Source organism: Pseudoalteromonas sp. Hal040 (assembly GCF_037162425.1).
Classification (GTDB): Bacteria; Pseudomonadota; Gammaproteobacteria; order Enterobacterales; family Alteromonadaceae; genus Pseudoalteromonas; species Pseudoalteromonas gelatinilytica.
This window is the reverse complement of record NZ_JARLUU010000001.1, coordinates 606,922-627,965: the sequence shown is the minus strand read 5'-3', so window position 1 is coordinate 627,965 and position 21,044 is coordinate 606,922. Positions and strand designations below refer to the sequence as shown.

The following is a 21,044-nucleotide window of genomic DNA, read 5'->3' as shown; positions in this document are numbered from 1 at the left end:
ATGTTAATTGCGTTTTTCTTTAAGCTTCGCGAATACCGCTTACCTGTTAGTTTGCGAGAGCTACTTGATTTGATCAATGCGCTCAAGCAAGGGGTTATTTTTGCAGACGTTGACGCGTTTTATTACTTAGCGCGTACCATCATGGTTAAGGATGAAACCCACTTTGATCGTTTTGATAAAGCCTTTGCTGATTACTTTAGTGGAGTCGCCGACCTTGATCTGCTCGAAAGCTTAAAACAGCAACACGACTTGCCTGATGATTGGCTACGCAAAGAGTTTGAAAAGCATTTAAGTGACGAAGAAAAAGCACAATTACAAGCCATGGGCGGCCTTGATAAACTCATGGAAACCCTCAAGCAACGCCTTGAAGAGCAACAAAAGCGCCATGCTGGAGGTAATAAGTGGGTCGGTACCGGTGGCACTTCGCCATTTGGCGCCTATGGTTATAACCCTGAAGGTGTGCGGATAGGCCAAGATGGTAACCGACATCGCCGTGCGGTAAAAGTATGGGATAAACGCAGCTACCGAAACCTTGATAGTGACCGTGAAATCGGCTCGCGCACCATTAAACTCGCTCTAAAAAAACTGCGTAAATTTGCCCGTACTGGTGCCAGCGACACTCTCGATTTAACCGAAACCATCCGCGCAACTGCAAAGCAAGGCGGTATGTTGGATGTGAAAATGGCACCAGAGCGCCATAATGCGGTAAAAGTATTGATGCTGTTTGATATCGGCGGTTCAATGGATGATTACATTCATACCTGCGAAGAGTTATTTAGCGCCGCCCACAGCGAGTTCAAACACCTTGAGTTTTACTATTTTCATAACTGTTTGTATGAGCATGTTTGGCAAGACAACGAACGTCGTCACTCTAACGTCATTGATACTATGACCTTGATTAACAAGTTCACCAGCGACTACAAGGTGATCTTTGTTGGCGATGCCACCATGGGCCCTTACGAAATCGCCTACCCCGGTGGCAGCGTTGAGCATTGGAATGAAGAACCCGGCAGCGCTTGGCTAAACCGCATAACCAGTCACTTTGATAAAGTCGCTTGGCTCAACCCACAACCCGTTGAACACTGGCGCTATTATCAATCAATTGATTTTATAAAGCAGTTAATGGACAACCGCATGTACCCACTCACGCTAGATGGGATTAGTAATGCAATTAGGGAGTTGAGTTAAAGTTAGAAAGTTAGAAAGTTAGAAAGTTAGAAAGTTAGAAAGTTAGAAAGTTAGAAAGTTAGAAACTCTAAAATACCTAGTATCTAAATCAAGCAGCTCGACAACTTTACTCTTTCCCCTAGTAACTCGCTAACTGTCAATCTGACAGCTCTAACTTTACTCTTTCCCCTTGTAACTCGCTAACTAAGCTCATTAAGCGAGTTTCCAAACCAAAAACACTAGCGCAAAACCCACTAAATAAAGCAGACCTAGCCAGCTTAGAGTGCGTAATAAAGGTGAGTGATGAATACTGGGTTCTGAGCGCACTAAACTAAAGTTCAGCCATGCAAATACGGGAGTGGTAACAAAAGCGAGGGTCATGGCAAAAGTGAGCATTGGGCCAAGGGCTGATTTAAAGAATAGAATCACAGCCATACCTGCAAATGCTTGCAGTAATAACCACATATTTAAACTGTGTTTAGATTGTTTAATCGGTAGCAGTTTATGCGACTCATTTAATGTTCTGGCGTAGCCATCAAGCACTGTTAGCGTGGTGCCAAACATACATAAAAAAGCGATACCCGAAACCAGCGGCCTTGCCCACTCGCCCATCGTAAGGGCATACATATCAATTAGCTGCTTGGCAAAGGCGACTCCACCTAATTGCACAGCTTGTGCTTGGCCATATTGCACTAATACACCTAGTGAGAAAAATACTAAGGCAAGTGCTGCGGTAAGCCAGTAGCCTAAATTAAAATCAAACAAACCTTGTTGTTTTGTCACCGCTTGTTGGTGCTGCTTTTCTTTTAGCCACAGTGAGCTAATTGCTGATATTTCGATAGGAGCAGGCATCCAGCCCATGAGTGCGACCATAAAGCCAAGCATAGCAAGTTCATACGGCGACGGGCCCACATAGTCAACAGGCGCCGCTGTTCCATTATTCATAGCAACAACAAGCGCAGCTAAAGTGGTAACTGTTAGCAGCCCCATAATGAGCTTTGAAACATTATCGAGCGCCTTAAAGTGCCCTAATAATAAAATGAGCAAACACACAGCCAAAATCAGCCAACATAATAAGGTTACAGAAATTGTGATAGGCAATGCGTAGTGCAGCAGGCTGGCCGTTAATAATAAAACCCCCGCAGTATTTACTACCGCGGCGACAATATTGAGCGCAATAAAACTATAGAAATACCCCGGCCCTTTTTGCTTGTAGCCCTCAACTAAACTTTGTTTGGTCGCAAGGGTGTACTCCATACCGAATCGAAAGAATGGATACTTCAATACGTTTACTACAATGATTAGCCAAAATAGCTGCCAGCCGAATAACGACCCGGCTTGTGTTGACGCCACTAAATGTGAGCCACCAATGGCGGCTGTGGCCATTAAAATACCCGGCCCTAAAGCATTTAATTTAGATTGCCAATTTGATACTGCTGCTTGCATATGTTTTGTGTGTTTTATTCTTAGTAACAAGCAACTTACAGCGTTTTGTGTGAGATTGGAAGCTGATCAAGTTAGCAAGTTAGCAAGTTAGCAAGTTAGCAAGTTAGCAAGTTAGCAAGTTAGCAAGTTAGCAAGTTAGCAAGTTAGCAACACTAGACTGCCTACCACTTGTGTCAAGCCGTTGTTTTTTAAATCTGACTTCTAACGACTGATATCTGATATCTCCATGTTTGTTCGGCGTTAAAACGCCTCCTACGTCTTGTATCTCGCAAACTTTCCCCTTTACTCTTACTAACTAGCTAACTTTACTCTTTCCCCTAGCAACTCGCTAACTTTTGGAACTTCAATCTGACAGCTGAATATTAAAACCAAAAAAGCCAAGCGTTTCGCAACGGTTGGCTTTTTCAGATTTAGTTTAAGGCTAGCCAATTAGGCTAGCGTGCTGTAATTAGGTCAGGTTCATTTCCTGAATGATTTCGTGGGCAATTTCCGGTGTAGTACTGACCGGCTTTTCGTGTAGTCTGGCTTTCATTTGCCCTTTACGATGTTTCAGTGATGCATCAAGTTTTTTTGCAGCATTTGCAATTGCTGGGTACATCACCTCGTCTTCACCTTTTACTGATAAACGCGCGCCTTCATAGGTTGTGCTGATCTCAGCTTGGTGTTTGTGATGTTCTTTTGAAAGAATAATATCAAGTGATATTAATGATGGAAAATGGCTAGCAATTTTCGAGAATTTCTCGTTGATATGAGCTCTAACAGCCTCAGTAACGTCAACATGATGACCAGAAATATTAATCTTCATAGGGTATCCTTTTTTCTTGTTACCTCATAATCAGTATTGGGGGCGAATTGAATTAACACAAGCAAAAATTGCAGATATTTAGTAATTGATTGTAACCATAGATGATTTAGATCATGCGTTGCGGATAAAATATGCAAAAGCCCGCAGAACACGGGCTTTTCAGAGAGGTTAACAACTGCTCATTAACCGTACGAACAACAGTAATCTGCAAACTCGCTCACTTTTACTTGAAAGCTCACATTCGCATCAACTGTAAATGACTCCCCTGCTTGCATCGTTTGCCATTCGCTCTCACTGGGTAATAGCACTTGCCAACTGCCACTGTTAAGCTCCATCAACTCTTTTTGGCTTGTTGCAAACTCAAACTCACCCGGTTGCATAAAGCCTAACGTTTTCGTGCTGCCATCAGCAAGTACCACAGTACGGCTAGACACTTTACCATCAAAATACACATTGGCTTTTTTCAGCACACTTACATTATCAAACTGAGACATCTTCACTCCTGTTGTTTTGTTATTAAGCTACAGACATTGCCAGTTGTCGGTTTAGCATTCAAGGGGGACTGAGTGAGAAATAATCAAGTCGGGTTAGCTGAAAGCCGTAAGCTGTCAGTTTTGAGCAGCTCGTGCAATTGTGGTAGGTCGTGCTTTAGCGCGTCAAGTTAAACACTACGAGAAAGAGTATCTATGCAGAGTCATGAATTCTGAGCTGTAATAAATTGCAATTCTCATTGTTTTAAGAAGTATAGATTTTGTTATCTTCGTATGAAGTAAATTAAGATCCCCAAGATTGTTTTTTAGCTATTTCATAGAAACAAATTAGGCTATCTTCTTCACCCTTTGTTAATCGTTTAAATACTTTTGTACATGGTAAAAGCCAGTTATCACCACTTTGAACTCCTAGCGTTAACAATTGCTCGTTATAATCCCAGGCACCACCGTGCTCTTGGATGAAAACTTCACCTATGTAAGCACCTAACACCTTACTGATAGTTTCTATTTCATCGTCACTTGGGCTGCCATAGAACAATTTAGATAAAAAACTCCTAGGTATACTGTCATATAGTTTTGACACTATGAGTTCAACTTTTTCAACACTCGACTCCGTAAAATCTAGTGTTATATCAAAATGACACTTAGCGTAATCAACAGCATCTAAAGAATATGCTTCCATCATTGCTGAGATTGTAGGTTCTTCCATTGAGATCTCTAAAGAGATTTAAAAACTTGTTTTATAAAATAATTTACTACGAAGTAGATAACAATACTTACAGTAATTACTAAAGCCAATGAGGGCAGGCCAAGGGGTATTGCTTCTGCTCTTGCATTACCAAAATCACACGCCCCCCAATGTGTTAAGCTGCCACTTAACTCTAGGCATCTATCACTTCTTAGAAAGTCCAATAGCTTGAACCCGACAAGCAAACCTATTAGCGAAGAGATTGAAGAGATTATTCTTTTATGTGATTTTTTTCATGATGAAACACACCAACCTAACTATTAGGGTTAACCTTGATTCGTTGTTTGTATACCTTGACTATACTAGCTTGGAAATTGCAAAAACTAGAATGCACCACCATCTCCACCGCCGAAGCCACCATCCCCACCTCCGTCCGAGCCACTATCTATATCACTAAACATTGATGAACCTAAGAGTACTCCTAAACCACCGATACCCGATATATTGGTAATCGTATTATTCATAGACTCTAATGATTCGCCTTCAGGGAGATTAGCTTTATAAGTTGCAATATCACAGTACATAAAATATGCGTAATGTATGTGTTTTTTATTAAAGCCCATAACGTCTATTGTTTTATCAACCTGAGCTTTGTATACGTTACAGAGCCACCGTATCTTTTCGCTAAAGCAGGTCTTAATTTGTATTTATACTTTCTGATTGTAGAACTTTTACCAAACATTAAAGTAGCTGCTGTTTTACAATGCTTTCCTAAAAGAGTTTGACAAGTAACCCCGACAAACCTGCGAGTGTTTGTAGCTATTGCAAATATCTTTCCTTACATTGCTATTAAGCAATACCACGAATGATATCCAGTTTATTTTCTGGTGCATCAACAGACATAAAATTGGGAATAGTCGATTCGGTTCTTCTTGGCCGTTCAAGAAATTGTACTGGCCATTCAGTGACCCTTTCTTCTTTCACATGCTTATACTGGCCTGTTGATGGCTCATCTATATATTCACGCTGGAGAATTAATGCTAGTGGTTCTTCAGCTCCAGGTATGTCATTACTACATTCCAGTGCTTCTTCATACGTGTCGAAAGCATAGTAATAATCGCTCCCCTCTTTTAAATCAGGAGCACCGTTATGAGGATGGCACCAAACTCGATATTCAAGTACCTCATCTCACACGTAACCACCACCAGATTTTGCCAAACCAGCATATTCGCCGACTTTTTTAGGGTCCAACACTTTTGGATAACTTTTCATAACCATCCTTGAGCAGAAAATATAAGTAAAAAACAAATAGGCGTTTTATCGCGGCTATTTTTGCTTGTTTTATAGCCTATTAATATCAAAGCTATTAGGTAATAGCTAGACACAATTTTCGCGCGAAATAAATTTCACGCCTATGGTTAGGTTTTTTTAAAACTGATGGCTGACGGCTGAAAGCTGCGAATGTGTTGGGTTTCACTCCGTTCTATCCAACCTACGGGGCATAAAAAAACCCGCGCTGAGCTATACAGGGCGGGCTTTTAAATTTTAGCGACTAAAGCTTAGAACAAGGCGTTTGCTTTGTTTACGATGTTTTCAACAGTGAAACCAAAGTGCTTGAATAGCTCATCAGCAGGAGCAGACTCACCGAAGGTCGTCATACCAACTACTGCGCCATTTAAACCTACATATTTGTACCAGTAGTCTGCGATGCCCGCTTCGATTGCTACGCGGCGCGTTACGCTTGCTGGTAATACGCTTTCTTTATATGCAGCGTCTTGCTCATCAAATAAATCAGTTGAAGGCATAGACACCACGCGTACTTTTTTACCTTGTGAACGAAGTTCTGCAGCGGCATCTTGTGCAAGCTGTACTTCAGAACCAGTTGCAATAAGGATAAGCTCTGGCTCACCGTCACAGCTAAGTACGTAACCACCTTTTTTCACATCAGCTAACTGCTGTGCAGTACGCGTTTGTTGCTCTAGGCCTTGGCGAGTGAAAATCAGTGACGTTGGGCCATCTTTACGTTCAATAGCTTGTTGCCATGCAATAGCAGACTCAACTTGGTCACATGGACGCCAGTTCACTAGATTAGGCGTTAAACGCATGCTTGCGATTTGCTCTACTGGTTGGTGCGTTGGACCATCTTCACCTAGACCAATTGAATCGTGTGTGTAAACGAAGATGCTTGGCTGCTTCATTAATGCCGCCATACGTACTGCGTTACGTGCGTATTCCATAAACATTAAGAATGTAGCACCGTAAGGAATAAAGCCTTTATGTAGTGCAATACCATTCATAATCGCTGACATACCAAATTCACGTACACCGTAGAAAATGTAGTTGCCGCTTGCGTCGTTTGCTTCTAAGCCTTTTGAACCATCCCAAAGCGTTAAGTTAGAACCAGCAAGGTCAGCAGAGCCACCCATGAATTCTGGTAGTAACGGACCAAACGCATTTAATGCATTTTGTGATGCTTTACGTGTTGCAGGGTTTGCTGGGTTTGCTTGTAGCTCTTCGATGTAAGCTTGTGACTTTTCAGCCCAATCAGCTGGTAACTCACCATTGGTACGGCGAGTAAACTCAGCAGCAAGTTCAGGGTATGCACTTGCGTAAGCGGCAAACTTTTCGTCCCAGCTAGCTTCTAGTTGCTTACCTTTTTCTTTGCCATCCCACTCGCTGTAGATATCAGCAGGGATTTCAAATGCTTCGCCAGTCCAACCTAGGAACTCACGAGATGCTTTGATTTCGTCTTCACCTAGTGGTGCACCGTGACAGTCATGGCTACCTGATTTATTAGGTGAACCGTAACCAATGATTGTTTTACAACAGATTAATGATGGCTTATCGGTGATGCTGCGAGCTTCTTCGATAGCGGCGCGAATTGCATCTGGGTTATGACCATCTACATCGCTTACTACGTGCCAGCCGTATGCTTTAAAGCGCGCTGGCGTGTCATCGCTGAACCAACCTTCTACTTCACCATCAATTGAGATGCCGTTGTCATCCCAAAACGCAACTAGTTTACCTAGGCCTAATGTACCCGCTAATGAACAGGCTTCATGTGAAATACCTTCCATTAAACAGCCATCGCCCATGAATGCATACGTGAAGTGGTCAACAATATCGTGACCTTCACGGTTAAACTGTGCAGCAAGCGCTTTTTCGGCAATTGCCATGCCCACAGCATTTGTGATCCCTTGACCTAATGGGCCCGTAGTAGTCTCAATACCCGGTGCATAACCATATTCTGGGTGACCCGGTGTTTTTGAGTGCATTTGACGGAAGTTTTTAATTTCCTCTAGTGGTAAGTCATAGCCACTTAAGTGCAGTAGAGAATAGATCAGCATTGAACCGTGGCCGTTAGAAAGAATAAATCGATCTCGGTCTGCCCACTCTGGATTTGTTGGATTATGCTTTAGATAATCGCGCCATAGTACTTCTGCGATATCTGCCATGCCCATAGGGGCCCCAGGGTGACCAGATTTGGCCTGTTGTACTGCGTCCATTGATAAGACGCGAATAGCATTTGCAAGTTCTTTGCGTGATGGCATGAATTCTCCTACCTTTATGTATTTGCGCTGGTTGTTTATGAAGCCCCATTCTTACTTATTGTAAGGGTACAGTGCAATTAAAAATCCGCATTAAATGCACCAATTATGGGCGTTTATTAAGAACAATACGTTATTAGTAATTTTAAATGGACGTCTAGGCGTAAAATTACTATGCAAACATATTTGTTTTAGATAAAATACGCCCCTTAATTTTTTAGCGCTATTACCGACGTTTGTGAAGCGCAATATTTGTGAGCAGAAATACAATGGCAAAACATTTATTTACTTCTGAATCTGTTTCTGAAGGTCATCCGGATAAAATCGCGGACCAAATCTCTGACGCGGTTCTAGATGCTATCTTAGAGCAAGATTCTCATGCCCGTGTTGCATGTGAGACTTACGTTAAGACTGGTATGGTTATGGTTGGTGGTGAAATCACTACTAGCGCTTGGGTTGATATCGAAGAAATCACACGTAAAACAGTACGTGAAATCGGTTACACACACTCAGATATGGGTTTCGATGCTGACTCTTGTGCAATCCTAAACACTATCGGTAAACAATCTCCAGACATCAACCAAGGTGTTGACCGTGCTCGTCCAGAAGACCAAGGCGCTGGTGACCAAGGTTTAATGTTCGGTTATGCATGTAACGAAACTGATGTTTTAATGCCTGCACCAATCACTTATTCACACCGTCTAGTTCAGCGTCAAGCTGAAGTTCGTAAGAGCGGTGAGCTTAACTGGTTACGCCCAGATGCTAAATCTCAAGTAACATTTGCTTACGAAAACGGTAAGCCTGTTGGTATTGATGCAGTTGTTCTTTCAACTCAACACTGTGATTCAATCTCACAAAACGACTTAGTTGAAGCGGTAATGGAAACGATCATTAAGCCAGTTCTTCCAGCTGAGCTTATCTCTAGCGCAACTAAGTTCTTCATCAACCCAACTGGCCGTTTCGTAATCGGTGGTCCTATGGGTGACTGTGGTCTTACGGGTCGTAAAATCATCGTTGATACATACGGCGGTATGGCTCGTCACGGTGGTGGTGCTTTCTCTGGTAAAGATCCATCAAAAGTTGACCGCTCAGCTGCATACGCTGCACGTTACGTTGCTAAAAACGTGGTTGCTGCTGGCCTTGCTGACAAGTGTGAGCTACAAGTTTCTTACGCTATCGGTGTTGCAGAGCCAACATCTATCAGCATCGAGACATTTGGTACTGGTAAATTAGAAGAAGCACGTCTAATCGAATTAGTACGTGAGCACTTCGACCTACGCCCTTACGGCTTAATCCAAATGCTTGATCTTGAGCGTCCTATCTATCAACCGACTGCGGCTTACGGTCACTTCGGTCGTGATGAGTTCCCTTGGGAGCGTACAGACAAAGCAGACGCACTTCGCGCAGCTGCTGGCCTGTAATAGGTTAGATAAAATGAAAAAAGCGCCTTTCGGCGCTTTTTTTATGTCTGATTTAAAGGTAGGTTACTATTTTTTCGTAAACAGCCACACCCCATACCAAAGCAAGAATAAGCAGTGACAATGTTACTGCCGCAGAGGCCATATCTTTAGCACGACCCGATAGCACATGGTACTCAATCCCTACTCGGTCAGTCAGCGCTTCTATCGACGAGTTAAGTAACTCGACAATTAACAATAATAAATAAGGAATAAACAGTACTAGCCAATGATTTAATGACTGCGCAAGTACGACAGATAAGGGTAATAAACACACGCCTAGATAAATTTCAGAACGAAATGCAGACTCTTCTTTAAATGCCGCTTTAAAACCTTTAATAGAACATTTTGTTGCTTTTAAAATACGCCCAAAGCCCATGCCATTTGGCTTATTAACTAGGGGAATTTTTGGCTCTTTCATGGTAACCCTTCAAAATCGCAATTACAGCGATGATATGTGTAAATCTAAGCGATGTCACCCGATGATGAAGCTAATTTAACGGCTGACACGTGCCGGGAATGCTGCGTGTATTCGCTCTAGAAAACTGATTATTGGTTAATTGTTCTCTCAGTGCTTGTAGCGTTTTATAAACACTTTTTAACGACACTTTGTTACTTAACCAATGCGGAATCGAACCGCTTGGATCAGCATAGGCTTGATGGCTTACTAACAAGTTACTTTGTTGCTGTTCTAAGCGCCAATAAGCGGTGAGATCTTTGATGCGTACAAGCCCTGCAACTTCGGCTTTTGCATAAGGCTGACTTTTGATTTGTAACTCGGTTTTGTGCTCATCTAAAGCGTGATAACAAGAATAACTCACCAAGTCACGGTCTGACACCGGCCAAGGTGAATTAAAATGAGTATAAACAAGGGTTTCTGAGGGGCTTAAGCGCTCGATTAAGGTTACGCTTTTGACATTTTCAAGCCAGTTAGCAGCATTGTCAGTATCACTGAGCAATGCCATAAAGTCACTGGCTTTGGCATTTTTCACCAGCACAGAAGCATTAATTTCAATAATACCGGTTTCATGCTTTTTATAGCTTACGGTGATGTCGTCTTGCTGTTTGTAGGTTTGCCATTCAATAGGGTTAGCCCAGGCTGATATGCTCAACCAAGCTAACCCCATCCATAGGCAAAAGCGCATTTACTTACAGCCAATAGGGATCAGTATTAAATGAAGCGTGACGGCTTTGCTCCATTGCACTGACTAAAAACTCTGACTTTTGATCGAGCCATGCTTGAATTTTTGCTAGCTCTAAGTCGTCTTGCCCTGCGCATAACTGCTTTAGATACTCAAGCGTACTTAACTCGTAAATACCGTGGGAGATATCGACCCAAGGCATACGAAACTCATTTCTGTCTTCTTTATCGAACAAAGCACCTAAACAGTTGCCACTGAGTAATGAGTTTTCTAAGCGAGTGCGCAGTGATAAATAGTCTTTATCGGTAAATACTTGCTGCTCAGGGATAAGCTCATGCATGTCGTGCCAATCTTTGGCAAATAAACGCTTAGCAATATCGGCAACCGGTTTTTCTGCTGCCTGAAATTCAGCTTGCCCCCATGATTTACGCCATTGCTTTTCAATTAACCACGTTGTTAATTGCAATAGTAAGCGGTTATATCGGGTGCTATGGAACAGAGTTTCGATATCATCAATGCTTGGCTGTAACTCTTTTAAGTCATTAATAACTTGCGTGAGCTCAGGCGCACTGTTGATTTTTTTATAGTATGCGTGACGCTTTGATGTATAGGTTTTTAGTTGAATTGCGTTTTCAACCCACGCTAACTCGCTCAATAACCACTTTAACTCTGTGCGCAATGAGTCGGTGTCGTCTTTACTGACAATGTCATCAAACAGCCAAAACGTATGGCGAATTAAACGAATACCATCTGTGACACGCTTAAGGGTTTTTAGACTAGGTTTAATGAAGTAACACGCTTCATGTTTTTGCACAAAGCGAATCGCGTAGTTGATACTCTCTACCAGCGCTTGCTCTTGTGTGGCATCGCTTTTTAGCGGCACAAAACCAATTGATTTACTTGCTTTTAATGGCTTGTCATCCGCAAGGCGATAGCCCCGTGCTGCTTTAGAATAAAGCCCTAAGCGAACTTGGCTTTCACTAACCAATTTATCGGCCAGTGCAAACAACTCACTACGGCTACCTTCGATTAGTTCGATTTCAAGTTCAGAAATTGGCTCAACCTGACCCGATGCCGCAACTTCACCTTTGTCTAACACCACTTCAATTTTTGCACCGTTATTAGTTTCAATTAACCAAGTGCGGCGAATAAAGTTAGTGCTAAAAATTGGGTATAAATTCTCTGCAATAGCACCCACTTGCATACCATGAGGCCAAATAACAGCATCAAATGCGAGTAAATCTGGGCGGTTACCTGTTAGTGGTAAGTTGTATTCTGGGCGTTGATGTAAGCCACCAACGACTTCGCCAGCAAGCTTAATCGTTTGCTCACACTGGTTGTCACAACAGCGAGTACGTAAGCCAATATCTAAAGCACGTAATTCTCGGCTTGGCGTATCGTAATAAGCATTTTGTAAGCTGCGCGACGGTTTGTTGGTAACGGTTTTTGCAAATTGAGTAATTAATGCGGGGATCAGTGGAACAACGGCATCTGACACCAAAAACTTCAGTTCTATCTCAGTATCCATTCGTTTTGCGGAGTACATTTAAAATAAATAAGTGATCAAAATAAACAAAGCAGCTACTTAATGCAAATTTTTTCCTGATTTTTGCGACTAAGCTCACGCATGGATTACAATATCAGCCTTGCTATTAATAGTTGAAATCCCTACTATCTCTATACATAAAGAAATTATAAATTTAGCCACTTCTAGGCAAGATCACATTAACAAGGCAGATTGATGTTAAAACAGTGTATTTTTGGGTTGCTCCTTGCGGCCACCTCTTTTATTAGCTACGCAGAAGAAGCGCCAAGCAGCGACAGCCAAAACACCGCCTACATAGTCGATAACCTGTACACCTTTATGCATTCAGGTCCGAGCAAAAACTACCGCATTTTGGGTTCAGTTGATGCGGGTACTCAAATTGTGTTGTTATCAGGTGAAGATAATGGCTACTTTAAAATTCGTGACGATAAAGATCGTGAAGGTTGGGTTGAATCAAAATTCATCACTGAAAACGCCGGTATCCAGCAACAATTTCAGGCATTGAATAACGACATGACGGTAATGCAAGAGCAACTTCGTCAGGCTGAAATTGAACTGCCGCAGCTTCAAGAGCAGAACAAATCACTAACAGAGCAAAACGTAGCCCTGAGTGAGCAAATCGAAACGCTTAAAAATACCATTGAATCTGAGCGTAACGCTAAGCAAGCAGCAAGTGCAAAAGAGAAACGCCAGCTACTTACTTATGGCGGTGCAATTGCATTTATCGGCTTACTGTTAGGTATTATCTTAACGGTGGTGTTATCTCGTCGTAAACGTTACGACGGCTGGGCATAAGCCACTAAATAGTCATTAAAAAAGCACCTGTTGGTGCTTTTTTTGTATCTATATATCGAATCTTAATCCGGTATCTTGTTTAATTTTTTCGATCACCATATAGGTGTGGTGCGTCCCCACCCCCGGAATATCCACTAAATCACCCAATACTTGGCGATATTCATCCATATCTGAGACTCGTACTTTTAATAAGTAGTCATAGCCACCAGCCACCATGTCGCATTCAACAACTTGAGGAATATTTAAAATATATTCGCGAAACACTTTAAATACCGATGTATTCGAAGTCACTAACGATACCTGCACATGTGCTAACAAGCTCTGGTTAAGTTTTGCTTCGCTAAGCTTTGCGTAATAGCCTTCGATATAGCCTTCTTGTTCTAAACGTTTTACGCGATCGAGACACGGGCTTGGGCTCAGGTTTACCTGTTTTGCGAGGTTTACGTTCGATATTCTGCCATTTTTTTGCAGAGCGTCTAAAATTGCTAAATCGATGCGATCTAACATGCGTAATCTATTCGGACTGGTCATAACAGAATTTTATGCGGCTAAGTTAACGGTATGCCCTGTAAATTATCGTAAATCGAAAAATTTAACCAGCATATTCTGCTGGATTTTAATTAGAATGCACGAATTATATCAATGGTAAGAAATGCAATAAGTTCATTTCTAAACTCCACATACCAGAGGGTTACTTATGCTATTTAATGGCGATTTGACAACTGAATGTCCAATTAGACAAAAGATCCGTGATTTCTACCGTATTGACGAAAATGCGGTGATTGATCACATTTTGCCTTTGGCTGAAGTAGGCGTGAAAGCACGTAGCCGAGCGTGGGAACGTGCTCGTCAAATGGTTTTAAATATCCGTCGCGATCAGGATGGTCAAAGCGGTGTAGATGCACTACTAAACGAGTTCTCACTTTCAAGTGAAGAAGGTGTGGTATTAATGTGTTTAGCAGAAGCACTACTACGTGTACCAGACAAAGCAACGCAAGACTCACTAATTCGTGACAAACTTGCTAAAGGTGACTGGAGCTCGCACTTAGGTAGCAGTGACTCTCTATTTGTAAATGCATCGTCTTGGGGCCTGTTAGTAACTGGTAAAATGGTTAACTACAGCGACAAATCTAAAGAACAGCAATTCGGTGTTCTGAAGAAAACAATTGGTCGTCTAGGTGAGCCTGTTATTCGTAAATCTGTGAACTTCGCAATGAAGATCATGGGTAAGCAATTCGTTATGGGTCGTACTATTAACGAAGCGATTGAACGTGCTGCTGATAAAGAGCAAAAAGGCTACGTATACTCATACGATATGCTAGGTGAAGGCGCGCGCACCATGAAAGATGCTGAGCGTTACTTCCAAAGCTACATGACGGCAATCCACGCGATTGGTAAAGCAGCAAATGGCCGTGGCCCAATCAAGAGCCCTGGTATCTCAGTTAAAATTTCTGCGATTCACCCACGTTATGAGTTTACTCATCGTGAGCGTGTGATGGCTGAAATCGTACCTAAGCTAAAAGAGCTTGCACTTGCAGCTAAAAGCTACGACATCGGCTTCACTGTTGATGCTGAAGAAGCTGACCGTTTAGACATCTCATTAGATATCATTGAAGCGGTATTCAGTGATGACGATTTAGGTAACTGGAATGGCTTTGGTTTAGCCGTTCAAGCATACCAAAAACGCGCTATTTTTGTGGTTGAATGGGTTGCAGAACTTGCCCGCCGCGTTGGTCGTAAATTAATGGTTCGTCTTGTTAAAGGCGCATACTGGGATACAGAAATCAAAACCACTCAACAAGATGGTTTAGATCACTACCCGGTATTTACACGTAAAGCGACGACTGATGTTTCGTACAAAGCATGTGCTATCAAACTACTTGAAGCGCGCGATGTACTTTACCCGCAATTTGCTACACACAACGCCTACACTGCGGCAACTATTTTAGAAGTTGCTAAAGGTGACCATGAAGGTTTCGAATTCCAACGCCTACACGGTATGGGTGAGTCATTATTCGACCAAATCGTTGAGCAAGAAAAAATTCAATGTCGTGTTTACGCACCTGTAGGTCAACACGAAGACTTACTTGCATACTTAGTACGTCGTTTATTAGAAAACGGTGCTAACTCTTCATTCGTAAATGCGATTGTTGATACCACTAAACCAGTTGAATCACTATTACCAGACCCTGTAGAAACGCTGCAAGGTTTACGTAACAAGTACAACACGCAAATTAAGATGCCAATTGATTTATATGGTGATGAGCGTCCAAACTCGAAAGGCATGGACTTAACAGACATCAATGTTATTACACCATTTAAAGAAAACCTTGATACTTGGTTTGCTGAGCACCGCATTGAATTAAGCGCTGTGCCAGAAGGTTCTATCCCAGTTAAGAACCCTGCAAACCATAAAGAAATTATTGGTCATGTGAAATTACAATCATCAGAAGAGATGACTGCACTTTTAGAAAATGCCGAAAAAGCATTTGAATCATGGTCACAAACACCTGTTAAAGAGCGCGCAAACTTACTACGCCGCGTTGCTGATATCCTAGAGCGTCACCACGATGAGTTAGTGGCTCTGTGTATCAAAGAAGCGGGTAAAGTAACTCAAGACGGTATCGATGAAGTACGTGAAGCTGTGGATTTCTGCCGCTACTACGCTGCACGCGCTGAAGAATTATCACAAGACGAGCGTTTTGAAGCGCGTGGTGTGATCTTATGTATCAGCCCATGGAACTTCCCTCTTGCTATCTTCTTAGGCCAAGTTGCTGCAGCTATCGTGACAGGTAACACGGTTATTGCAAAACCTGCTGAGCAAACAAGTTTAATCGCCCTTCGTACGATTGAACTTATGCTATCTGTTGGCTTACCAGAGCACGTTGTACAACCTGTTATTGCTCGTGGTAGCGAAGTAGGTAAAACAATCGTTCCTGATGAGCGTATTCAAGCAGTTATGTTCACAGGTTCAACTGAAACCGGTACTGTTATTTCGCAAACGCTTGCTGCGCGTAATGATATCCAAGTACCGCTTATCGCTGAAACCGGTGGTCAAAACTGTATGATCGTTGACTCAACGGCTCTACCAGAGCAAGTTGTTGACGATGTGATCAGCTCAGGTTTCCAAAGTGCTGGTCAACGTTGTTCTGCGCTACGTGTGTTGTTCTTACAAGAAGACGTTGCAGACGGCATCATTGATATGATCAAAGGTGCTTTAAAAGAGCTTCACGTTGGCGATCCTTCACTACTTTCAACGGATATCGGTCCAGTTATCGACGAGAAAGCACTGAAAAACCTAAACGAGCACGTTGAGTACTTAAAAGGTAACGCAACACTTCATTACGAATGTGCGATCCCTGATAACAACGAAAATGGTGCTTACTTCTTTGCGCCTCGTTTATACGAAATCAAAGATTTATCTGTACTTAAGCGCGAAGTATTTGGCCCATGTGTACACATCATCCGTTTCAAAGGCTCAGAGCTTGATAACGTAATTGACCAAGTAAATGGCACTGGCTTCGGTCTAACGATGGGTGTTCATTCACGTATCGAAGAGCGTTGTGAATACTTAGCGAAGATGTCACGTGCAGGTAACGTTTACATCAACCGTAATATGATCGGTGCGATTGTAGGCGTACAACCTTTCGGTGGCCGTGGTCTTTCTGGTACTGGTCCTAAAGCCGGTGGTCCAAACTACTTACAACGTCTAGTGAAAGAAAAAGCATCACCAGATAACGTCCAAATGACAAACCTAACACCTGATGAGTTAGATACACATAACTTCTCTGGTGCAGCTGAGCAAGTTGCTAAGCTGATGGAAAACTCATTACGCGACGAGAAAATCTGGCGTGCGACACCGCTAAACGACCGTGTTTCTGCTGTACGTCAATTACTTGCGAAAGTAGCAACGGTAGAGATCATCGACGAGCTAGCTGATGACTTAGCATTAACACTAGCTGATGCACGTGCGCAGCTTAACCGCCTTGAAAAACACATGCGTAAGCACACTGTATTACCGGGACCAACGGGTGAATCAAATACGCTTCACTTAGAGCCTCGTGGCTGTGTGGTTTGTTATGCTGATAAGAGTACGTCATTTAACTTCTGGGCAATTTCAGTGATTACAGCACTTGCTGCCGGTAACACCGTAATTACTGTTGCATCAGAGTTATTCTACGAAGAAGCGGTTGCGTTTAGAGACAAGTTTATCTCTACAGGTATTGCTGAAGGTGTATTCCAAGTTGCTAAACCTAATCAGTTACAAGCAATTTTAGCGCACCCTCACCTGGCTGGTGCAGTTGTTGCTGCACGTTCATCACGCTTAGGCTACTTCAGCCAGCAGCTAGCACAACGTAAAGGTGCGATTCTGCCAGTGATCAGCTCTGAGTACTACGACACGCTAATTAAACGTTTATTAACTGAGAAAACAATCAGTATTGATACAACGGCATCAGGTGGTAATACATCACTAATGACCTTAGTTGAAGACGACGAATAATCGTATTCAGTAAGGGAGTTACCACTTCCTGAGTAAATTAAAAGCCCTCGCATTTTGCGGGGGCTTTTTAGTATTAAAGATACCTTTTCATTATTCTTATTTACCGAGGTACAAATTTTCTGCTAGTTTTATAGTATTGTATTTGACTAGAAGTAAAGGCCTTGAAAACACTCCCTATCAATCAACTTAAGCCGGGCATGTTTGTTCAAAGCGTGACAAAACAAACAGGCAAGATCCGTATAAAAAACCAAGGTTGGGTAAAAACGCAGGGAAGTATAGATAAACTGATCAAGGCAGGTATATTAGAAATTTCAATCGATCCGGATAAAACACTGACTTTAGACAGTGATAATAAAGTGGTCGAGCAACAAGATATTGCGAAGCCTGCGACCAATTCAGAGACCTTTAATCCTTGGCACACCAGCCATAGTGTGTCAGCAGAAATGAGCAAAGCAAACAGCTTATACAACGAAGCAAGAACACTACAAAGCAAAGCATTTGATGATATCCGCGATGGCAACAAAATTGATATCGCCCCTTTTAAAGAGCTTGCAAGTGGTTTTATTGATTCGGTTTTTCGTAACCAAGATGCGCTTGCTTGTATCACGCGTATGCGTGAAAAAGATGCCTATCTGCTTGAACATTCAATCAATGTTTCGATTTTAATCAGTATTTTTGCCAAACATTTAGGAATAGAAAAATCGATAATCCAAGAAATTGCCACCGGCGCATTACTACATGATATCGGCAAAATAAACATTCCTGATGAAATACTTAATAAACCAGGCAAGTTAACCGATGACGAATATAAAACCATTCAAGACCACGCTCGCTTTAGCAAAGAAATTTTAGAGCAGTCGGGCTTAAGTGGAATTGCGGTGGATATTGCAGGATTCCATCACGAGCGCTTAGACGGTAGTGGCTATCCATTTGGTAAAAGTGGTGATGAGATCAGCTTGTATGTGCGCATGGCTTCGATTGTCGATGTGTATGATGCACTAACCGCTGAGCGGGTCTACAAAGCAGGCATGGAGCCAATTAAGGCATTTAAAATTCTCAAAGAAGGCTGCCCAGATAGCTTTGATGGAGACTTAGTCACTAAGTTTATTCAATGTATTGGTATTCACCCGGTTGGCACCTTAGTGAAACTTGAAAGTCAAAAGTTAGGTGTGGTCACTCACAGTAACCCAACCAGCCCTTTAAAACCTCAAGTTAAAGTGTTTTATCACGCTAAACATGCGCGTTATACCGAAGTGCAGGATATTGATTTGGCAAATAGCCGCTGTCATGACAGTTTAGAATCAGCAGTCAGGCCGGCTGAATTTAATATCGACCTGATCCGCTTTTTTAAGAACGCGATTTTACCTTAATCCCTTAACGTAAAGACTGGCTACTCAGGCCAGTCTTGTAACGCTTTTAACGTAAACTCATAGCCATCGTAGCTTAACAAGCTTTGCTCTGGGGTAATTTCAACCACAGATAGCACACCAATGTTATCGCCTTCGTATAACTCTCTACCGTTTAACTTAATCCAACGCTTTGATGATTCAGACGCATAGATATGCGCTTGATATTTAATGGTAGGAATTAAGCTTTGCAGCGCATCGGGTAATAGCTCAATCGGCTCAGCATACGAGGTATTTTTAGTGCTTCGAGTAATATCAACACTGTGTGCGTTATCAACATCTTCGACGGCTTTAGCAAAGGCATCCTTTAAGGTATCTGGCACATCTCTTAACTCATCATTTGTTGATGATTGCGATGCGGGTTGAGTTGGTTGACCATCAAGTGGCTTACCCAGCACCTTATACTTGCTTAGATCAATGCCATTGCTGCTCATTTGTTGCGGGTTAATCTGCTGCATTTGCATTGGTTGAGAAAATTGTGGCTGCGATTGATATACAGGCTGATTTTGATACAGAGCTTGTTGCTGATATTGCGGCTGTACTTGATAACCTTGATTCGCGTACACAGGTGCTGAATTTACCGGAACTTGCACCCACTGGTATTGCTGTCCTTGCACTGGCACCTGCTGCATCATTTGTTGCTGCCCCATGGCTGGTTGCATCAACTGCCCTTGTTGCGGCATTGTGGTTACTTGAGCTGGGTTATTAGCAGCTTGCTGAGTGTGTGGTTGGGCAACTTGATCTTGCTTAGCGGGTTGTTGCGATTCAGGGCTTACTTGAGCCTCAGTCGTAGCGTTTTCTGTGGCTTCATGGCTGTTATTAACAACTTTTGGCTGCTCAGCAAATGGTTTATTTTGTTGTAACCATTTACCAATTGAAAAGCCTGCCATCAAGGTTAAAATGGCCGCCAATAATAAGCCAAATGAAAAAGCTAAGCGGCGATAGCGTGTAAGTTCTTGTTGTTGTTTGAGCGCAAGCGCTGCTTGGTCGTGGTCAACCGCGGTTTGTTCGTGCTGACCAGACTGTTTAATTGCATCTAATAATAATGACATAAATGAACACTCGTTATATTAGGTAGGATAAACCAATACCCATTCCTAATACGGCTAAAAATGAAACGGGATAAAGCCACACATAACTCGGCTCTTTATTTGCTACTGTGGCCATTGGTGTACTCGTGGGTGGCAATGCTTCAGCAGCTGAGCGCATCACAAGCTCACTATCAATACTCAATTTTTGCTGCGAAAAAGCCCCTACTAAACAACGCTCACACAGTAAATTGATTAATCTTGGTACACCTTGAGTCACTTGATAAATTGCTTTTAACGCATCACCTGAGAACAAGGCTTGCTCTGTACCTGCTTTAAACAAACGATGCTTAACATAGGCAAATACTTGCCCTTCTGTTAATGGTAATAAGTGATAACGTGCCGTAATACGCTGAGCTAGTTGTCTTAATTCAGTACGTTTTAATAACTCTTGTAACTCTGGTTGCCCAACTAACACAATTTGCAGTAGCTTTTTGTGGTCCGTTTCGATATTCGTCAACAGGCGCAATTGCTCTAGCACATCTGGTGCGAGTAATTGTGCTTCATCAATAATTAAGATGGTATGACCGCCTGCTTGATTATTTGCCTCTAAATGTTTTTTAATAACATCAGTAAGCGTTTTTAATGTCGCATTCGCGCTGTCATACTCAATTTTCAACTCATCACAAATACTGGCAAGCAGTTCGAGCTGTGACAAAGCTGGGTTATGAATTTGTGCCACTTGGGTGTTTTCAGGTAACTGCTCTTGCAGGCTTCTTGTTAGTGTTGTTTTACCTGTACCCACTTCGCCTGTTAACAGAACGAAGCCACCTGCTTCACCTAATCCGTAGGTAAGATGTGCTAATGCCTCTTTATGGCGCTCACTAAGAAATAAATACTCAGGATTAGGGGCAATCGAAAAGGGTTTTTCTGACAAGCCAAAATAGCTTAAATACACCGTGTTATTCCTTGCGTTTAAAATCACGGTCTATAATGGCAAAAAACATCGCTACTTAAAACCTTG

General features: G+C 42.3%; 17 protein-coding genes. 5 read left to right on the top strand and 12 right to left on the bottom strand.

Going from position 1 to position 21,044, the window contains the following annotated elements; all coding sequences use genetic code 11:
• Complete coding sequence (locus tag P4S60_RS02865; protein WP_337114938.1) at positions 1-1,188, top strand: vWA domain-containing protein; 1,188 nt, start codon at positions 1-3, stop codon at positions 1,186-1,188.
• A gap of 192 nt (positions 1,189-1,380) precedes the next feature.
• Here the strand turns inward: P4S60_RS02865 and P4S60_RS02860 are convergent, their stop codons facing one another.
• The 6 genes from P4S60_RS02860 to tkt all read right to left on the bottom strand — a co-directional run bounded on the left by P4S60_RS02860 (position 1,381) and on the right by tkt (position 8,148).
• The gene (locus P4S60_RS02860) at positions 1,381-2,553 is read right to left on the bottom strand and encodes an NRAMP family divalent metal transporter (protein WP_442961495.1); all 1,173 of its coding nucleotides are present in this window, start codon (positions 2,551-2,553) and stop codon (positions 1,381-1,383) included.
• Between the two features lie 508 nt (positions 2,554-3,061).
• Positions 3,062-3,418 carry a ribosome hibernation-promoting factor, HPF/YfiA family gene (gene hpf, locus P4S60_RS02855; RefSeq protein WP_337114936.1) on the bottom strand — a complete coding sequence of 119 codons (357 nt, stop codon included), beginning with the start codon at positions 3,416-3,418 and terminating at the stop codon, positions 3,062-3,064.
• 182 nt (positions 3,419-3,600) lie between these two features.
• Entirely contained in the window at positions 3,601-3,912 is a 312-nt protein-coding gene (gene ppnP, locus P4S60_RS02850) for a pyrimidine/purine nucleoside phosphorylase (RefSeq protein ID WP_337114935.1), read from the bottom strand.
• 280 nt (positions 3,913-4,192) lie between these two features.
• The gene (locus tag P4S60_RS02845; RefSeq protein ID WP_337114934.1) at positions 4,193-4,618 is read right to left on the bottom strand and encodes a hypothetical protein; all 426 of its coding nucleotides are present in this window, start codon (positions 4,616-4,618) and stop codon (positions 4,193-4,195) included.
• Between the two features lie 362 nt (positions 4,619-4,980).
• Positions 4,981-5,220, bottom strand: coding sequence for a hypothetical protein (locus P4S60_RS02840; protein ID WP_337114933.1), 240 nt, complete (start codon positions 5,218-5,220; stop codon positions 4,981-4,983).
• 936 nt (positions 5,221-6,156) lie between these two features.
• Complete coding sequence (tkt, locus tag P4S60_RS02835; RefSeq protein ID WP_337114932.1) at positions 6,157-8,148, bottom strand: transketolase; 1,992 nt, start codon at positions 8,146-8,148, stop codon at positions 6,157-6,159.
• A gap of 266 nt (positions 8,149-8,414) precedes the next feature.
• Here tkt and metK point away from each other — a divergent pair, with 266 nt between their 5' ends.
• Positions 8,415-9,566 (top strand): methionine adenosyltransferase, encoded by a 1,152-nt coding sequence (metK, locus tag P4S60_RS02830; RefSeq protein WP_063703215.1) that lies wholly within the window; start codon positions 8,415-8,417, stop codon positions 9,564-9,566.
• Between the two features lie 52 nt (positions 9,567-9,618).
• On the opposite strand, the gene P4S60_RS02825 is transcribed toward metK, so the two are convergent.
• The 3 genes from P4S60_RS02825 to P4S60_RS02815 all read right to left on the bottom strand — a co-directional run bounded on the left by P4S60_RS02825 (position 9,619) and on the right by P4S60_RS02815 (position 12,272).
• Positions 9,619-10,023, bottom strand: a complete 405-nt coding sequence (locus P4S60_RS02825) for a diacylglycerol kinase (RefSeq protein ID WP_063703212.1) — start codon at positions 10,021-10,023, stop codon at positions 9,619-9,621.
• 70 nt (positions 10,024-10,093) lie between these two features.
• Positions 10,094-10,714 carry an START domain-containing protein gene (locus P4S60_RS02820; RefSeq protein WP_337114931.1) on the bottom strand — a complete coding sequence of 207 codons (621 nt, stop codon included), beginning with the start codon at positions 10,712-10,714 and terminating at the stop codon, positions 10,094-10,096.
• A 37-nt stretch (positions 10,715-10,751) separates the two neighbouring features.
• On the bottom strand, positions 10,752-12,272 hold the full coding sequence (locus tag P4S60_RS02815) for a CYTH and CHAD domain-containing protein (RefSeq protein ID WP_337114930.1): 1,521 nt from the start codon (positions 12,270-12,272) through the stop codon (positions 10,752-10,754).
• Between the two features lie 213 nt (positions 12,273-12,485).
• Between P4S60_RS02815 and P4S60_RS02810 the strand changes: the two genes are divergently transcribed.
• Positions 12,486-13,085, top strand: coding sequence for a TIGR04211 family SH3 domain-containing protein (locus P4S60_RS02810; RefSeq protein ID WP_337114929.1), 600 nt, complete (start codon positions 12,486-12,488; stop codon positions 13,083-13,085).
• Positions 13,086-13,133: 48 nt separating this feature from the next.
• On the opposite strand, the gene P4S60_RS02805 is transcribed toward P4S60_RS02810, so the two are convergent.
• Positions 13,134-13,616, bottom strand: coding sequence for a winged helix-turn-helix transcriptional regulator (locus P4S60_RS02805; protein WP_054551119.1), 483 nt, complete (start codon positions 13,614-13,616; stop codon positions 13,134-13,136).
• A 166-nt stretch (positions 13,617-13,782) separates the two neighbouring features.
• Here P4S60_RS02805 and putA point away from each other — a divergent pair, with 166 nt between their 5' ends.
• Together putA and P4S60_RS02795 are read left to right on the top strand one after the other, a co-directional pair.
• A complete protein-coding gene (putA, locus tag P4S60_RS02800) occupies positions 13,783-17,586 on the top strand; it encodes a bifunctional proline dehydrogenase/L-glutamate gamma-semialdehyde dehydrogenase PutA (protein ID WP_119852397.1) in 3,804 nt (1,267 codons plus the stop codon).
• Positions 17,587-17,747: 161 nt separating this feature from the next.
• A complete protein-coding gene (locus tag P4S60_RS02795; protein WP_337114928.1) occupies positions 17,748-18,956 on the top strand; it encodes an HD-GYP domain-containing protein in 1,209 nt (402 codons plus the stop codon).
• Between the two features lie 20 nt (positions 18,957-18,976).
• Here the strand turns inward: P4S60_RS02795 and P4S60_RS02790 are convergent, their stop codons facing one another.
• Together P4S60_RS02790 and P4S60_RS02785 are read right to left on the bottom strand one after the other, a co-directional pair.
• Positions 18,977-20,044 (bottom strand): general secretion pathway protein GspB, encoded by a 1,068-nt coding sequence (locus tag P4S60_RS02790; protein ID WP_337114927.1) that lies wholly within the window; start codon positions 20,042-20,044, stop codon positions 18,977-18,979.
• Positions 20,045-20,057: 13 nt separating this feature from the next.
• Entirely contained in the window at positions 20,058-20,978 is a 921-nt protein-coding gene (locus P4S60_RS02785; protein ID WP_105181277.1) for an ExeA family protein, read from the bottom strand.
• Positions 20,979-21,044 lie beyond the last annotated feature (66 nt).